The 15,616-nt window shown below is 69.7% G+C and carries 17 protein-coding genes and 1 pseudogene; 9 read left to right on the forward strand and 9 right to left on the reverse strand.

The annotated features are described in order from the left end of the window. Nucleotides 1-10 precede the first annotated feature (10 nt). From CP980_RS28420 to CP980_RS28430, 3 genes are read left to right on the forward strand one after another with little or no spacing between them, the layout of a single operon-like run. Nucleotides 11-220, forward strand: a complete 210-nt coding sequence (locus CP980_RS28420; protein ID WP_150529351.1) for an MbtH family protein — start codon at nt 11-13, stop codon at nt 218-220. Between the two features lie 5 nt (nt 221-225). After that, a complete protein-coding gene (locus tag CP980_RS28425) occupies nt 226-1,500 on the forward strand; it encodes a cation:proton antiporter (protein ID WP_150529352.1) in 1,275 nt (424 codons plus the stop codon). Nucleotides 1,501-1,538: 38 nt separating this feature from the next. Continuing rightward, nucleotides 1,539-2,525, forward strand: a complete 987-nt coding sequence (locus CP980_RS28430) for a phytanoyl-CoA dioxygenase family protein (protein WP_167535886.1) — start codon at nt 1,539-1,541, stop codon at nt 2,523-2,525. Between the two features lie 141 nt (nt 2,526-2,666). On the opposite strand, the gene CP980_RS28435 is transcribed toward CP980_RS28430, so the two are convergent. The 3 genes from CP980_RS28435 to CP980_RS28445 all read right to left on the reverse strand — a co-directional run bounded on the left by CP980_RS28435 (nt 2,667) and on the right by CP980_RS28445 (nt 5,960). After that, nucleotides 2,667-3,845: an acyl-CoA dehydrogenase family protein gene (locus CP980_RS28435; protein ID WP_229906969.1), complete on the reverse strand. Its 1,179-nt coding sequence runs from the start codon at nt 3,843-3,845 to the stop codon at nt 2,667-2,669. Nucleotides 3,846-3,888: 43 nt separating this feature from the next. After that, nucleotides 3,889-5,034, reverse strand: coding sequence for a CaiB/BaiF CoA transferase family protein (locus CP980_RS28440; protein ID WP_150529354.1), 1,146 nt, complete (start codon nt 5,032-5,034; stop codon nt 3,889-3,891). 122 nt (nt 5,035-5,156) lie between these two features. After that, nucleotides 5,157-5,960 (reverse strand): sulfotransferase family protein, encoded by an 804-nt coding sequence (locus CP980_RS28445; RefSeq protein WP_150529355.1) that lies wholly within the window; start codon nt 5,958-5,960, stop codon nt 5,157-5,159. Nucleotides 5,961-6,265: 305 nt separating this feature from the next. Here CP980_RS28445 and CP980_RS28450 point away from each other — a divergent pair, with 305 nt between their 5' ends. Then, on the forward strand, nt 6,266-7,255 hold the full coding sequence (locus CP980_RS28450; protein ID WP_167535887.1) for a polyprenyl synthetase family protein: 990 nt from the start codon (nt 6,266-6,268) through the stop codon (nt 7,253-7,255). On the opposite strand, the gene CP980_RS36755 is transcribed toward CP980_RS28450, so the two are convergent. Then, the gene (locus CP980_RS36755; RefSeq protein WP_373312870.1) at nt 7,252-7,449 is read right to left on the reverse strand and encodes an integrase core domain-containing protein; all 198 of its coding nucleotides are present in this window, start codon (nt 7,447-7,449) and stop codon (nt 7,252-7,254) included. The two genes, CP980_RS28450 and CP980_RS36755, sit on opposite strands and share 4 nt — an antisense overlap. Here CP980_RS36755 and CP980_RS36760 point away from each other — a divergent pair. From CP980_RS36760 to CP980_RS28480, 4 genes and pseudogenes are all read left to right on the forward strand, one after another. Further along, nucleotides 7,419-7,523, forward strand: a pseudogene (locus tag CP980_RS36760) (IS5/IS1182 family transposase); the annotation flags it as partial. The gene CP980_RS36755 and the pseudogene CP980_RS36760 overlap by 31 nt on opposite strands. A 743-nt stretch (nt 7,524-8,266) precedes the next feature. After that, a complete protein-coding gene (locus CP980_RS28470) occupies nt 8,267-8,413 on the forward strand; it encodes a hypothetical protein (RefSeq protein WP_308439362.1) in 147 nt (48 codons plus the stop codon). 27 nt (nt 8,414-8,440) lie between these two features. Further along, complete coding sequence (locus tag CP980_RS28475; RefSeq protein ID WP_150529357.1) at nt 8,441-9,190, forward strand: ABC transporter permease; 750 nt, start codon at nt 8,441-8,443, stop codon at nt 9,188-9,190. A gap of 40 nt (nt 9,191-9,230) precedes the next feature. After that, nucleotides 9,231-9,665, forward strand: a complete 435-nt coding sequence (locus tag CP980_RS28480) for a hypothetical protein (RefSeq protein ID WP_132758705.1) — start codon at nt 9,231-9,233, stop codon at nt 9,663-9,665. Here the strand turns inward: CP980_RS28480 and mug are convergent. The 5 genes from mug to CP980_RS28505 form a co-directional block, all read right to left on the reverse strand. After that, the gene (gene mug / locus CP980_RS28485; RefSeq protein WP_132758706.1) at nt 9,662-10,225 is read right to left on the reverse strand and encodes a G/U mismatch-specific DNA glycosylase; all 564 of its coding nucleotides are present in this window, start codon (nt 10,223-10,225) and stop codon (nt 9,662-9,664) included. The two genes, CP980_RS28480 and mug, sit on opposite strands and share 4 nt — an antisense overlap. Next, nucleotides 10,222-11,655, reverse strand: coding sequence for an adenylosuccinate lyase (gene purB, locus CP980_RS28490; protein WP_099893936.1), 1,434 nt, complete (start codon nt 11,653-11,655; stop codon nt 10,222-10,224). The genes mug and purB overlap by 4 nt, the downstream gene beginning before the upstream one ends. Before the next feature lie 71 nt (nt 11,656-11,726). Further along, a complete protein-coding gene (locus CP980_RS28495; RefSeq protein ID WP_123515536.1) occupies nt 11,727-12,518 on the reverse strand; it encodes an SGNH/GDSL hydrolase family protein in 792 nt (263 codons plus the stop codon). Between the two features lie 69 nt (nt 12,519-12,587). Then, nucleotides 12,588-13,613: a hemolysin family protein gene (locus CP980_RS28500; RefSeq protein WP_150529358.1), complete on the reverse strand. Its 1,026-nt coding sequence runs from the start codon at nt 13,611-13,613 to the stop codon at nt 12,588-12,590. Continuing rightward, nucleotides 13,610-14,959: a hemolysin family protein gene (locus CP980_RS28505; protein WP_132758710.1), complete on the reverse strand. Its 1,350-nt coding sequence runs from the start codon at nt 14,957-14,959 to the stop codon at nt 13,610-13,612. The genes CP980_RS28500 and CP980_RS28505 overlap by 4 nt, the downstream gene beginning before the upstream one ends. A 206-nt stretch (nt 14,960-15,165) precedes the next feature. On the opposite strand from CP980_RS28505, the gene CP980_RS28510 reads away from it, so the two are divergent. Continuing rightward, entirely contained in the window at nt 15,166-15,588 is a 423-nt protein-coding gene (locus CP980_RS28510) for a GNAT family N-acetyltransferase (RefSeq protein WP_132758711.1), read from the forward strand. Nucleotides 15,589-15,616 lie beyond the last annotated feature (28 nt).

Raw genomic sequence — 15,616 nt, forward strand, 5'->3', positions numbered from 1 at the left:
GAGAAATGTCATGAGTAACCCGTTCGAGAACCCCGAGGGCACCTACCTGGTCCTGGTCAATGACGAAGGCCAGCACTCCCTGTGGCCGGACTTCGCCGAGATCCCCGACGGATGGGACGTGGCCAAGACCGCCGACACGCGCCAGGCCTGCCTCGACCACATTGAGCAGAACTGGACCGACATGCGGCCCAAGAGTCTCATCGCCGCGATGGGAGGCTGACAGGGATGTCGGCCGACATCCTGACGAAGTTCCTCCTGTGCGCCGCCACGATGATCGCCGTGTGCAGGCTGCTCACCGCTGTCATGGCCCGGCTGAACCAGCCGCCCGTGATCGCGGAGATGCTCACGGGCATCGCTCTCGGCCCGTCCTTGTTCGGCCTGCTGCTGTCGGACGTGCAGAAGTGGATGTTCCCGGACCAGTCGCGACCCGTTCTGTACGCTCTGGGCCAGCTGGGCATCGCCGTCTACATGTTCCTCGTGGGGCTGGAGTTCAGCAGCTCGCTGACCCGGGGCAGTGGACTGCTCCGACGCTGCCTCTCCGTCTCCCTGGCGGGCATCTCCGCGCCCTTCCTCCTCGGAGTCGGCGTCACCGCCTGGCTCTTCAGTAGCCGGCCGGATTTGGTCCCCGACGTCGGCAGCACTTCAGGTGCCCTCTACATCGGCATCGTCGTCTCCATCACGGCGCTGCCCATGCTGGCCCGCATCATCGAGGAGCGCGGACTGCTCGGCTCCCGGACGGGTACGATCGCACTCGGCGCAGGCGCCCTCGACGATGTCATCGCCTGGCTGGGCATCGGCCTGATGCTCACCTTCACGGCCACTGGCGAGGTCAGCCCCGTCGTCACCGCCCTCGGCTTCGCGGCTTTCGTGGCGGTCCTGTTCGGTGCGGTCCGCCCCGGCGTTCGGTGGTACATGGCCCGGACGGACGACGAGCAGGGCACCGGCTTCCTCGCACTCCTCTGCGCCCTGCTGTTCGCGGCGTGCGCGACAACGGAGTTCCTCGGACTCCATGTGGTGATCGGTGCCTTCGCCCTGGGGCTGGCGTTCCCCAAGAGCGAGGCGCTGTCCCGGTGGTCGGCGACCGTCCGCCCCTTCGCCGTGGGCGTGCTTCTGCCCTTCTACTTCGTCTACACCGGCCTGCGGACCGACATCCAACTGCTCGGCTCCGCAGCCATGGTGACCGGAGTGCTCCTCTTCCTGGCCGCGTCCGTGCTGGGGAAGCTCGGCGCGTGCACGGCCGCCCAGCTGTGGCACGACCGGGACTGGGTGCAGGCCGCCCAGGTCGGGGTGCTGATGAACACGCGCGGTCTGATCCAGCTCGTCGCCCTGAACATCGGCCTGGAAGCGGGCCTCATAACCAGAACCGTGTTCGCACAGTTGGTCGTCGTGGCCGTCATCACCACGGTCATGACGAGTCCGGGCCTGAGCCTGCTCGAGAAGTGGCAGCGGAAGCGGCGAGTCAACGCGTCGCCACCCGCGGAGCTCGCCCGCGTTTCCTGACCGACTTTCAAGATAGATTCAATGTGAAAGGCATGAGGATGACGACCGAAATGTCCCCCCGCGACGCCCTGGAGAAGAACGGATTCGTGGGACCGTTCCCGCGATTCGCCTCGGAGGACACCATCGGGGAACTTCGCGAGTTCTTCCGCGACGTGCTCGACAACCAGCCCGTCCACCCGCTGTACAACCGGTACTCGGTTCGTGACTGGCACCTGATCAACGAGAAGGTGCGTGAACTCCTGACCGCCCCCGAGCTCATCAAGTCGCTGGAGCAGGCGACCGGCGCGGACTCGCTGGTCCTCTGGCGCAGCAAGCTCTTCGAGAAGTTCCCCGGCGACGGCGCCATCGACTGGCACCAGGAATACGGGTACTTCGACGGCGAGGAAGTGGGCGGCCACCGGCCGGCGCTCTTCCCGATGAACCCGTCGAGCCAGTGGAGCTGGACGCTCTGGCTCCCGCTGACGGACGTCTCCGAGGACGACGGCGTGATGGAGTTCGTCAAGGGGTCGCAGAGGTCGGCGTACCCCAAGCGGATGGTCACGCTCACCGAGTCCGGGGCCTATGTTGATCCGCGGAACCGGATCAAGACCAAGGAAGAGCTGCTGACCCGGGCGAAGAACAACAGCCTGATCCTCGACATCGACACCCGCCGGGTGTTCGACGGTGTGGACCCCGCCCAGCACTCGCTCGACGACCTCTTCGACCTCCTCAGCGAGCGCTGCGCCGGCCTGCTGGCCGTAGTCACGGAGCCCTTCGAACTGGCACCCGGGGCCACCGAGACCATGCCGATGAACGCGGGTGAGTACATCATCTTCACCGAACGGTGCATGCACCGCTCCCGCGCCTCCAAGCCGGACGCCCGGCTCCGCCTGGCCGTGAACGCGCGCTACACGCTCGGCGACACCTGGGTCTACCCGCAGCGCACCACCGGCGACACATTCGACGGCTCGAACCTCGATATCAAGCAGCACAAGTGCATACCGGTGCTGGGCGACGGCTTCAACCCTGCCAACGCGTACCTCTGACGGAACTCCGTCCCTGCCACGGCCCGTCCCGCCCGGTACAACCGGGACGGGGCGGGCCGCAGCCGTACCCCGGTGCCGGGAGTCGGGAACACCACGAAGGCGTGTCCGAGGTATCGGACACGCCTTGTTCAGGAGGGGTGGTCAGTACGACTTCGGTAGGCCGAGGGTGTGGTGCGCCACGAAGTTGAGGATCATCTCGCGGCTGACCGGCGCGATCCGGGTCACCCTGGAGAGGGGCAGCAGCGCGGCGAGGCCGTACTCGGTGGTGAGCCCGTTGCCGCCCAGCGTCTGGACCGCCTGGTCGACGGCTCGTACCGCAGCTTCGGCTGCGGCGTACTTGGCGATGTTGGCGGCTTCGGCGGCCGCCTGGTCGTGCTGCTGGTCGTACAGATGGGCGGCCTTGCGCATCATCAGACCCGCGAGTTCCAGTTCGATGTGGATCTGGGCGAGCGGATGGGCGATGGCCTGATGGGCGCCGATCGGAACCGACCAGACCTGGCGGGTACGGGAGTACTCCACCGCCGTGTTCAGGGCGCGCCGGCCCATGCCGACCGCGAACGCGGCCATCATGACCCTCTCGGGGTTCAGGCCGGCGAACAACTGCGGCAGACCCGCGACCTCATTTCCCACCAGGGCTTCGGCGGGCAGCCGAACGTCATCCAGGAAGAGCTGGAACTGTCGTTCGAGAGCGGAGAGTTCTATCTCCACCTCCCGGTATTCGAATCCCGGTGTGTCGTGCTCCACGATGAACAGGCAGGGCTTCAGCCTGCCGTCGGTGCCGCCGCTCGCGCGGCCGACGACGAGGGTGGCATCGGCCGTGTCCACGCCGGAGACGAACACCTTGCGGCCGGTCAGGACCCAGCCTGTGCCGTCCCGGCGCGCGGTCGTCGTGATCCGGTGGCTGTTGGACCCCGCGTCGGGTTCGGTGATCCCGAATGCCATCCGGACCGTTCCGTCGGCCAGACCGGGCAGCCACCGCCGCTTTTGCTCAGCGGTACCGAACCGGCTGATGATCGTGCCGCAGATGGCCGGTGACACGGCGAGCATCAGCAGGGGGCAGCCCGCCGCGCTCAGTTCCTCCAGCACGATGGACAGTTCGGTGATACCACCGCCACCGCCGCCGAACTCCTCGGGGAGATTGACGCCGAGGTAGCCGAGCTGCCCGGCCTCGGCCCACAGCTCCTCGGCCCACAGCCCGTCGGCGGACCGGTCGTGGCGGCCGGCGAGGCCCGCGATGGCTGCGCGCAGTGCCCGTTGTTCGGCGGTTTCCAGGAACACGCTGCCCACCGGGCCGGTCTGGGTCATCGGGTCGGTGCTCATCTCGTCAGGATCCCTTCGGGGGCCCGGGCGGTAGCCCGCTTCGTCACAGGTTCAGCTCGGCGAGGACCTCGGCGGTGTGATCACCGTGTCCGGGAGCGGCGCCGCGCAGGGAATGGAGCCCGGATCCGAACAGGACAGGGAAGCGCACCTGCTGCCTGGGTCGTTCGGTGGCCGAACCGGGCAGGGTGCCCACCAGCCCGCGGGCGGCGACGTGTTCGTCTGCGAAGACTTCGGCGGAGGTCTCGTAGACAGGCGCCCACGGCAGGTCCAGTTCGGACAGTGCCGTGGACCACCAGGCGAGATCACGCTGTGCGAAGACCTCTTCGAGCAGCGCCCGCACCTCCCGCTTGGCGCGCGTCCGGTCCGCGCGGCAGTCGTACCTGCCGTCGGCGAGAACCGGGAACTCCCGGGCGAGGGACAGCCGGAAAGTGAGCCAGAACTTGTCCTCAAAGGTCGCGAAGGCTATCCGGCGCCCGTCGGCCAGTAGGAACACGTCGTTGTCCCCTGTGACGAGCGGACTGTCGGTCGGGCTCCTGCTTTCCTTCAACGGCGGGGCGAGCGCACCCGACCAGGCAGCGGCCGCTTCGTGTAGCGACACGTCCAGGTGCTGACCCTCGCCCGAGAGCCGGGCTGATGAGACCGCCACCGAGGTGGCGAGCGCGGCGTACATGGCCCCCGCCATGTCCGCCACCCGGACGCCGACCCGGTCGACGATCGCGTCCACGCGGTGCGGCACCGCGAAGAAGCCCGCCAGGGCCAGGAAGTTCAGGTCGTGGCCGGGCCGCCCGGCGTAGGGTCCGGTCTGGCCGTAGCCGGTGATCGAACAGAGCACGATGCGGCGATTGGCGGCGCGCAGCTGCTGGTAGCCGAGTTCCATGCTCTCCAGCACGCCGGGGCGGTGGCTCTCCACGACCGCGTCGCTGCGCTCCACGAGACGCAGCAAGGTTTCCCGACCGGCTGCCTCGCGTAGGTCCAGCACGACCGACCGCTTGTTGCGGTTCAGCGCAGCGAAGGCATCGGGGTCCACGGCCCTGCCGTAGTCGCCCCCATTCGGGCTCTCGATCTTGATGACGTCAGCGCCGAGGTCCGCCAACATGAGGGTGGCAAATCCGCCCGGCAGCAGTCGGGAAAGGTCAAGGACGCGCAGCCCGCGCAGACCCGGCCAACCAGCCGTGGGTTCGACCGGCATGGGAACCTCCTCGCAAACGCCGCCCTCCCTGCGATTGCGGCCTCCGTGACAGCACCGTACGGGCGGGACTGTGTAGCAGACTTGATGGTTCCTGCACGGCCGTCTGCCGGTGCTGCCCCGCCCTATGCGTAGCCCAAGGCCTTGCATTGGCCGGCCAGGTCTGCGGGGACCTCATCGATGGCCGGCAGGCGGCGGTGGGGTTGGATGACTCCGGAGGAGATCCTCTCGCGCCAGTCTCCGAGGAACATCCGGAACGATCCATGGTCGTGACTTCCGTAATTCAGCATCTCGGCCTCCCACGGAACCCCGAGGTAATCGCAGATGGTCTTCGTGACGACGTCCGGGGAGGTCGTCAGGTCCTCGTACCGGACGGTGATGCCGTCCAGGTGGGCGCGGGCCTCCGCGACCGCTTCGAGCATCGGGGATATCTGCGCGACGGCGCTGCTCCGCACCTTTGCCTCCACTTCCTCGGGGGTTTGGGAAAGTGATATGTCGGCCAACTGGTCGCGGAAGATCTCGGAGAGCGATTCCAGGACGTGCACGGGATGGCGGAGCAGGAATATGTACCTGGCGTGAGGCCAGCACTCGGCCAGCCTCTTCCACATGGCGACGTTCCCCGGCGTCTTCTCCACCAGGACGCTCTTTCCGCTGGCCTTCAGCTGGTGATCGAGAAGGCGATCCCAGAGCATATGCTCCAGTTCGGTCGCGGTGAGCCCCATTTCATCCGTCGCCGCAGCCGCGGGCTTGGTGTCGATCTCGACCCGCAGGCCGCCCAGGTGCATCTCGTGGTCGGCGTGCAGCTGGGAATGCGAATTGAGTACGCACCGGAGCAGTGTCGATCCCGACCGCACGGTCGAAATGACGAAGACCGGAGATTCCACGAGTCTGGAGGAAGGGGCCTTGCGTGCGTCCGCGGGCGTGTTCACAAGAAACTCCTTGGCAATCGATGGCGATCAATGAGAGTGAGCAGGACTCGATCCGGACACCGTGATGGAAGGGGACTCTCGGTTGCCCGAAGGACGCTCCAAGACGCTACAAGGGAGGGGCAGGCCATGGCTGGACCTGCTCTGTACCCGAAGCTGCCTCTTTCGGGAGCGCGTGCCGCATGCGAGAAATACCTGTACTCCTCTGCCGTGCACCGCATCAAGGAGCTCAAGTGCCCTCGACCCTTTCACCGCGCCACACGACCAACGCCCCATCTCGCCGATGGCGTGACCGACTCCTGACTCGAGTGGACGAGCGGATCGAGCAGTTCCTCGCCACGGAGCGGCAACGGTGGGCAGCATTCGACCCGGACTCGGTCGAAGTACTCGACTGCGTGGTCGGCATGTTCGGCAGCGGGGGGAAACGGCTGCGCCCCGCGTTCTGCATCGCCGGCTACCTGGCGGCCGGTGGTGACCCGGACGACCCGGCGATCGTCGACGTGGCGGCGGCGCTAGAACTGCTGCACAGCTTTGCCCTGCTGCACGACGACGTAATGGACGCCTCGGAGCGACGTAGGAACAGGCCCACGGCCCACGTGCTCCACGAGGAGCTGCATGGGCAGCGCGGCTGGCGAGGCGAGGGCCGCCGGTACGGCGAAGCGGTCGCAGTCCTCGGCGGCGATCTCGCCCTGGTGTACGCGGAGCGCCTGCTGGCGGACTGTCCGCCCGGCGTGCGCCGGATCTGGGGAGAGCTGTGTACCGAACTCGTGGTCGGGCAGTTCCTCGACCTCCGCAGTGCGGCCCAGTTCGAGGCCGATCCGGAGCGGGCCCGCTGCATCGCCCTGTTGAAGTCCGGCCACTATACGGTCTCCCGGCCCTTGACACTCGGAGCCGCGCTGGCAGGTGAGGAGAGGCTCCTGGCGCCGTTCGAGGAGTACGGCATGGCGGTGGGCGAGGCGTTCCAGCTCAGGGACGACCTGCTGGACTTCTTCGGTGACGCGGTGCTGACTGGCAAGCCCGGCCAGCTGGACCTCCAACAGCACAAAATGACGCTGCTGATGTCACTAGCCCTGCGAGATCAGCCAGTGGTCCAGGCGCTATTCGCCGGTGACGGCACGACCCCAGATCCGGACGTCCTGCGCCATCTGCTCAACGCCACCGGAGTACGGGATCGAGTGGAGGAGGTGATCGAGGAACGAGTGATCGCGGCCGGCCGTGCCATCGATGGCACTCTCACCCCTGAATGGGTGGCCGAATTCCTCGCCATGGCTAACGAAGCCGCGTACCGCAACGGCTAGGTGTGTTGTCCGGAGTGGTTGGTGGCGCGGCTGGCGGGTGTTTGGCCTGCGACGCCGGTGTGGGGCCGGTGGTAGTTGTGCCAGTCGATCCAGTCGGTGAACGCTTCCTGGCGTTGCCGGTCTGAGGTGTAGGGGCGCTGGTAGGCCCATTCGTGCGTGAAAGAAAGGGGGCGCCGACACCAGCCCGTCGCCAGTCGACCGGCGGAAGGCGGGCAGCAAACACCACCTCCAACGCTCCGGTGCTTGCTTATTGTCCGGGACCTCTCGTACAGCAAGTCGAGATACTCGCGCTCCGCCCGTCCGAGCATGATCAGCAGGGGCATGCCAGGGGTGGCGAGGCTGGCAGCCTTCGGCCGAAGGAGTTTAGGCCAGTTCTGCACGCCAGCGCGACGCTGGAAGTCCGCGGGGTGCACGCTGCAGGGACGCACGTCGCCGTGCGGCATGTCCACGCCATCCGCGAGCGGAGGTGTGTCGCGCATCGGGTCCTTGATGTGCCTGCCCGTGGGCGTGTGCGGCCGTTTTCCGGCGGCGCGAGCTCGCCGCTGGATGGCCAGATTACAACTCTCCCCGCCTATAAGGATGCCGTCACCCGCAGGCTGGGTGTGCCGAGTGAGGAGTGCCGCTGCGCCGATCCCGCAATGCGCCGCATTTTGAGCGGGGCCCGTCTGCTGTCGGTAGGGCGTGCCCGATCGAGTCGTGTAGCTTCCGCGCGATGCGGGTGCGCTCCAACGGCTGCTCGGTGCGGGCTTTGAGGACGGTGAGCAGCTCGGCGGGCGAAGGTCCCGGCCGCCGGCGCGCGATCGCGCTGACCAGCTCTCCCGACAGCACCACTATGAGGATGAGGGGGACCAACGGCACAGGCACGAGGAAAGCGGCGGCCCGACGGGGGGGCCATGAGGTCCGAATTGAGTGGTTCGACCGTGCCGCTGTCGGTCGGATCCGGTCCGCCTCCGGGCGGCCCTCGCACGGGACGGATTCGAGCTGGCCGCCGCCGAAGGCGATCGCTGGACCGTGGAGGGCATACGGGCCGAGCGGCTCGGCGGCATGGCCGCCCGCGAGGGCATCCCCGTGCTGGAGCTCTCCGACGAACGCGCCTCGCTGGAGCAGGCGTACCTCGACCTGACCGCCGACCACGCCCAGTTCGCCGCCACCCACTGACTTCCGCCTACCCCAAGGAGGCTCGCCATGAGCGCCGCTCTGCCCACCGTCCCCGTCGTGCACTCGGAATGGATCAAGATACGGTCCCTGCGCGGCACCTTCGGGGCGTTGATCGCCATTCTCGTGGCCACCGCCGGGATACAGGCACTGGCGGCCGCCGCCATAGGCCGACAGGAGGCGGGCAGCCTGGGGGAGGACCCACTGCTCGGAGCCTTCTACGGCATCAACTTCGGCCAGATAGCGGCCTTCACCTTCGGGGCGAGCGCGCTGGCCGCCGAGTTCCACAACGGAGCGCTGCGGACGACGCTGACCGCGGTGCCGAACCGGACCCGCTTCTACCTGTCGAAGGTCGCCGTGGTGGGCGGGCTCGCCTTCCTGGTGGGCCAGGTCGCCGGACTGCTCACCTTCGTCCTGGGCCAGGCGTTCATGGGGCGGCACGCATTGTCGCTGGGGGACCCGGGCACCTTGCGGGCCGTTTTCGGCAGCGGCGTGTACCTGACGCTCATGGCCCTGTTCGCGGCCGGACTGACGGCGGTGCTGCGCAGTGCGGCGATCGTGCTGAGCGTGCTCATACCCTTCGTCGTCATGGTGCCGTTCATCATCGGCCAGGCAGCGGGCGGTGTCGCGGAGTTCCTGCCGGACCAGGCGGGACAGCTCGTGCTGCACGGGGCGTCCACCGGTCGGCTCGGTCCCTGGAGCGGCCTCGCGGTGCTGGCGCTGTGGGCGGCGGCCGCGCTGGCCGGCGGCTGGCTGGCGGTGCGTCGGCGCGACGCGTGACGCCGGGCCAGTTGTCAGACCCCGGCGCGATACTGACGGCATGACCACGGCAGAGCATCTCGACACGATCGACCGGCTCCGGGCGCGGGCTTTCCCCGACGTCCGGGGCAGGTCCGAAGTGGGCACCAGCGGGCCCGGTTACCACCTCGCCGAGCTCGGCGGGAGCCGGTGGTACGGGGACGAGGACGCGGCCGACCGCCTGGCGCACGAGGACCAGGTGTCCGCCGAGTTCGAGGCTCTGGCCCAGCGGCTGGAGGAACGCTGGGGCGAGCCGGACCGGCTCACGCTCGCCGGTCTGCGGCTGCGGACGGAGGCCGGGGAGGCGGCGCAGCCGTGGCAGGAGATCGGCGACACCAGCGACCACCTCCACCTCTGGCGGGTCGGGGACCGCTGGGTCGCCGTCTACGAGGCCCGGTGGGGAGCCGACCACTCGCCGCAGCTGATGGCCGCGGTGACCGTGATCGACCCGCCCTAGGGGGTGTCCGGCTCCGCTTCGGGGGTGTGCTCGGCGGCCGTGCGGAGGCGGGCGTACTCCTGGGCCATGGACTCCGCGGTCCAGTGGGCGTTGAGGCCGCTGGGGTTGGGGAGGGCCCAGATGCGGGTGGAGCCGATGGTCCGCTCCTGGGGGCCGATCTTGGCCTTCGGCTCCCCGAAGGCCGTGCGGTAGGCGGTGACTCCGACGACCGCCAGCCAGTGCGGGCGCAGCAGTTCCACCTTGGCGGTCAGGATGCGGCCGCCCTCGCGGAACTCCTCGGCGCTCAGCTCGTCGGCCCGGGCCGTGGCGCGGGCAACGACGTTGGTGATGCCCAGCCGGTAGGACAGCAGCTCCTCCTGCTCCGCGGGTTGCAGGCGGCGCGGGGTGAAGCCGGACAGATGCAGGACCGGCCAGAAACGGTTGCCGGGGCGGGCGAAGTGATGGCCCGTCGCGGCGGAGAGGAGACCGGGGTTGATCCCGCAGAACAGCACACGCAGACCGCCCGCGACCACGTCCGGGAGGACGCGGTCACGGGCGGCGTCGAGCTCCTCGGGGGTCAGAGGATCGACCCCGGCGCGTACCCGGCGGCCTCCGGGTGCTGCTTGGCGATCGCCTCGATACGAGAGATCACCGCGGCGACCTGGTCACCGGCCGCGCCGGTGAAGGACAGCTTGTCGGCCATCAGGGCGTCGAGCTGGGCCCGGTCCAGCGGCATCCGCTCGTCGGCGGCCAGCTTGTCCAGCAGCTCGTTGCGCTCGGCACCCTGCTCGCGCATGGCGAGCGCGGAGGCCACGGCGTGCTCCTTGATGACCTCGTGGGCGGCCTCGCGGCCGACACCCGCCCGCACAGCGCCCATCAGGACCTTGGTGGTCGCGAGGAACGGCAGGTAGCGGTCCAGCTCGCGGGCCACGACGGCCGGGAAGGCGCCGAACTCGTCGAGGACCGTCAGGAAGGTCTCCAGCAGTCCGTCGAACGCGAAGAACGCGTCGGGCAGGGCCACCCGGCGGACCACGGAGCAGGACACGTCGCCCTCGTTCCACTGGTCGCCGGCCAGCTCGCCGGTCATCGAGGCGTAGCCGCGCAGGATGACCATCAGGCCGTTGACGCGCTCGCAGGAGCGGGTGTTCATCTTGTGGGGCATCGCGGAGGAGCCGACCTGGCCGGGCTTGAAGCCCTCGGTGACCAGTTCGTGGCCGGCCATCAGGCGGATGGTCTTCGCGATCGAGGAGGGGGCGGCGGCCAGCTGCACCAGGGCGGTGACCACGTCGTAGTCGAGCGAGCGCGGGTAGACCTGGCCGACGGAGGTGAAGGCCTGGGCGAAGCCGAGGTGGGCGGCGATCCGCTGCTCCAGGTCGGCCAGCTTGGCGGCGTCGCCGCCCAGCAGGTCGAGCATGTCCTGGGCGGTGCCGACCGGGCCCTTGATCCCGCGCAGCGGGTAGCGGCCGAGCAGGTCCTCCAGCCGGGCGTAGGCGACCAGCAGCTCGTCGGCCGCCGTCGCGAAGCGCTTGCCCAGGGTGGTCGCCTGCGCGGCGACGTTGTGGGAGCGGCCGGCCATGACCAGCTCGGCGTGCTCGCCGGCCAGCTTGCCGAGGCGGGCGAGGACGGCGACCGTACGGTCGCGGGCCAGCTCCAGCGAGAGCCGGATCTGGAGCTGCTCGACGTTCTCGGTGAGGTCGCGCGAGGTCATGCCCTTGTGGACGTGCTCGTGGCCGGCGAGGGCGTTGAACTCCTCGATGCGGGCCTTCACGTCGTGCCGGGTGACCTTCTCGCGCTCGGCGATGGAGGCGAGGTCGACGGTCTCCAGGACGCGCTCGTAGTCGGCGAGGGCGGCGTCCGGGACCTCGATGCCGAGGTCCTTCTGGGCGCGGAGAACGGCGAGCCACAGCCGCCGCTCCAGCGTCACCTTGTACTCGGGGGACCACAGGACGGCGAGCTCCGCGGAGGCGTAGCGGCCGGCCAGGACATTGGGGATGCGGGGCTTGGCTGTCACGTGTAGGGATTCTACTTGGGCCGCAGCTGTGTGTTTACGCAGGTGGGGACCCCGCCTCGGATTGTGCCTTGCTACGAGAGCCGCTCGGCGGCGACGGCCTCGTACGGCAGCAGTTCCGGGCGCTTGGCCGGGCGGCCGTCCCCGGAGGAGCGGCCCGTCAGCCGTCGGCCGATCCACGGCAGCAGGTGCTGCCGGGCGAAGCTGAGGTCCTGGGTCCGGCGCACGGCCCAGCCCGGCGCCACCGCCGGCGCCAGTTCGGCGCGCCAGTCCTGCTCGGGCGGCAGGCCGAGCGTCTGCCAGACCGCCTCGGCCACCCGGCGGTGGCCCTCGGCCGTCAGGTGCAGCCGGTCCACGTCCCACATCCGGGGGTCGGCCAGCACACCGGCCCCGTACAGGTCGACGACGAGGGCCCCGTGCCGGGCGGCCAGCTCTTCGATGATCCCGAAGAGCTCCTCCATGCGCGGACGGAAGCGGTCCATCACCGGCCCGTTGCGCCCCGGTGAGCGCATCAGCACCAGCGTCTTGCAGGTGGGGGCCAGCAGCCCCACGGCCTCCTCCAGGTGCCCGCGCACCCTGCCCATGTCGACCTTCGGTCGCAGCGCGTCGTTCAGGCCGCCGACCAGCGTCACCACGTCCGCGCCCATCGCCGCCGCGACCGGGGCCTGGTCCTCGGCGATCTGCCCGATCAGCTTCCCGCGCACCGCGAGGTTGGCGTAGCGGAAACCGGGCTCGCGCGCCGCGAGCCGGGCGGCCAGCAGATCGGCCCAGCCGCGGTAGGAGCCGTCGGGCAGCAGGTCGGACATGCCCTCGGTGAAGGAGTCGCCGACCGCGACGAAACTGGTGTAAGAGGCATTCATCTCCATGGCGCAGCGATGCTACCGCGCGGTACCCCGGCCGTGCGGGGCCGGGGCACCGCCGCGGTGGCGGCCGCGTCAGGCGGAGGCCGGCCTGCCGAACAGCTCCCGCAGTACGTCCTCCATCGTGACCAGGCCCGTCATGGCTCCGCCCGAGCCCATGACCGCCGCCAGGTGCGTCCGGCTGCGCCGCATCGCGGTCAACACGTCGTCCAGCGGGGTTTCCGCACGTACCTGGGCGATCGGGCGCAGCGCAGACACCGGGAACGGCTGGTCCCGCTCCGCCCCGTCCGCGTCGAGCGCGTCCTTGACGTGCAGGTATCCGAGGATCCCGGCCTGCGCGTCGATCACGGGGAAGCGGGAGTACCCGGACTCGGCCGACAGGCGCTGCAGGGCCGTAGGCGTCACGCCCTCGCGCGCCACGACGACCCGGTCCAGCGGCAGCACCACATCGGTGACCGGCCGCCGGCCCAGCTCCAAGGCGTCGTGCAGCCGCTCGCTCGCCCGGTCGTCGATCAGACCCGCGTCACTGGAGTCCTTCACGATCCGGGCCAGCTCGTCGTCCGAGAACGTCGCCGCGACCTCGTCCTTCACGTCCACCCGCAGCAGCCGCAGCAGGAGGTTGGCGAAGGCGTTGATCGCGAAGATCACCGGCCGCAGCGCCCGGGCCAGGGTCACCAGCGGCGGACCGAGCAGCAGCGCGGTGCGCACCGGCTCGGACAGCGCCACGTTCTTCGGCAGCATCTCCCCGAAGAGCATGTGCAGGTACGTGGCCAGCGCCAGCGCCACGACGAACGAGATCGCGTGGGTCAGCCCCGAGGGCACCCCGACGAGGTCGAACAGCGGGGTCAGCAGGTGCGCGATGGCCGGTTCGGCCACCACACCCAGCACCAGGGTGCACAGGGTGATGCCCAGCTGGGCCGCCGCCATCAGCGCCGACACGTGCTCCAGCGCCCACAGCACGGCGCGGGCCCGCCGGTCGCCCTGCTCGGCGTACGGCTCGATCTGGCTGCGACGCACCGAGATCAGCGCGAACTCCGCGCCGACGAAGAAGGCGTTGACGACCAGGGTCGCCAGGCCGATCAGCAGTTGGATGACCGTCATCGGTCCCCCTCCCCACCCGTGTCGGAGGACTCCTGCGCCGGGTCGGCCGGGGCGTGCAGCAGCACCCGCGCGGCCCGCCGGCCGCTCGCGTCGACCACGTCGAGCCGCCAGCCGGCCAGCTCCATGCTGTCTCCGACGGCCGGGATCCGGCCGAGCTCGGTCGCTATCAGCCCGGCCAGGGTTTCGTACGGGCCGTCCGGCACGCGCAGTCCGATCCGTTCCAGCTGGTCGGTGCGCACGGCGCCCTCGGCGGAGTACAGGCGGCGCCCGGAGGCGTCCGTACCGGCCGGGGCCAGGTCGGAGGTCTCGTGCGGGTCGTGTTCGTCGCGCACCTCGCCGACGACCTCCTCGACGATGTCCTCCAGGGTGACCACGCCGGCCGTTCCGCCGTACTCGTCGATCACCACGGCCATCGTCTGGCGGCCGGACAGCAGGTCCAGCAGCCGGTCGACCGTCAGCGACTCCGGTACGAGCAGCGGATCGCGCAGCAGCCGGGAGACGGGGTGGCGGTGGCGTTCCTCGGCGGGCAGCGCGAGCACGTCCTTGATGTGGACGGTGCCGACGACGGTGTCGAGGCTGCCCCGGTAGACGGGGAAACGGGACAGGCCGGTCGCGAGCGTCGCGTTGGCCACGTCCTCGGCGGTGGTCTGCACGTCGAGGGCCGTGACCTGGACCCGCGGGGTCATGACGTTCTCCGCGGTCAGGTCGGCCAGGTTCAGGGTCCGTACGAAGAGCTCGGCGGTGTCCTTCTCCAGTGCGCCCGCCTTCGCGGAGTGCCGGGCCAGCGCCACCAGCTCCTGCGGGGTGCGTGCGGAGGCCAGCTCCTCGGCCGGCTCCATGCCGAGCCGGCGGACCATGTGGTTCGCCGTGGTGTTCAGGTGGCTGATGAACGGCCGGAAGGCGCGGGTGAAGACCCGCTGCGTGGTGGCCACGCGCTTGGCGATGGCCAGCGGGGAGGAGATCGCCCAGTTCTTGGGCACCAGTTCGCCGACGACCATCAGGACGACGGTCGACAGCACGGTGCCCAGGACCAGGGCGGTGGAGGAGGCGGCGCCGGCCGACAGCCCCAGGGCCTCGAAGGGGCCCTGGAGCAGGGCGGCGATCGAGGGCTTGGAGATCATGCCGATGACCAGGCCGGTCACCGTGATGCCGAGCTGGGCTCCCGAGAGCTGGAACGTCAGGCTCCGGACGGCTGCGAGGGCGCTCTCGGCTCCGCGTTCGCCGCGCTCGGCGGCCTGTTCGAGCTCACTGCGCTCGACGGTGGTCAGCGAGAACTCGGCCGCGACGAAGGCCCCGCAGGCGAGGCAGAGCAGCAGCGCCACGAGGAGCAGGAGCACTTCGGTCATCGGTCGGTCACCTCCGTCCCATGATCAGCCAGGAGGAGGGGTGTCGCGCGATGTCGGGTACTGGGGGGCTCGCCCATGGGCGGACGCTCACACCTTTCGCTCGGGTCGGCTCTGGAGCGGCCGACTGCTGGTCACCATGGTAAAGGAAAGGCAAAGCGGTCGGACCGTCCTTTCGGCGGAGCGCGACCGGATGATGGGATCCGGCCATGAGTGATCTTCACATCGGCCCCGCGTCCGCCGCGGATCTCACCGCCGTGCTCGACTTCTGGAAGACGGCCGCCGAGGGAACGAGTATCAGTGACGACCTCGCCGGGGTCGAGCGCCTCCACGCCCGCGATCCGCACGCCCTGCTGCTGGCCCGGCGCGAGGGCGAACTCGTGGGCACCGTGATCGCCGGCTTCGACGGCTGGCGCTGCCACCTGTACCGGCTCGCGGTGCACCCCGGCCACCGCCGCCGGGGCATCGGTTCCGCGCTGCTGGCCGCCGCGGAGGAACGGTTCCGCGAGCTCGGCGGACGCCGCGCCGACGCGATGGTGCTGGACCGCAACGAGCGGGCGCAGGGGGCGTGGGCGGCAGGCGGTTACCACCCCGAGGACCACTGGACCCGCTGGGTCAAGCCGCTGGCCTGAACCTCCGCCGGAAGGGTCGTGCGAGACC

The organism is Streptomyces vinaceus, assembly GCF_008704935.1.
Taxonomy (GTDB): domain Bacteria; phylum Actinomycetota; class Actinomycetes; order Streptomycetales; family Streptomycetaceae; genus Streptomyces; species Streptomyces vinaceus.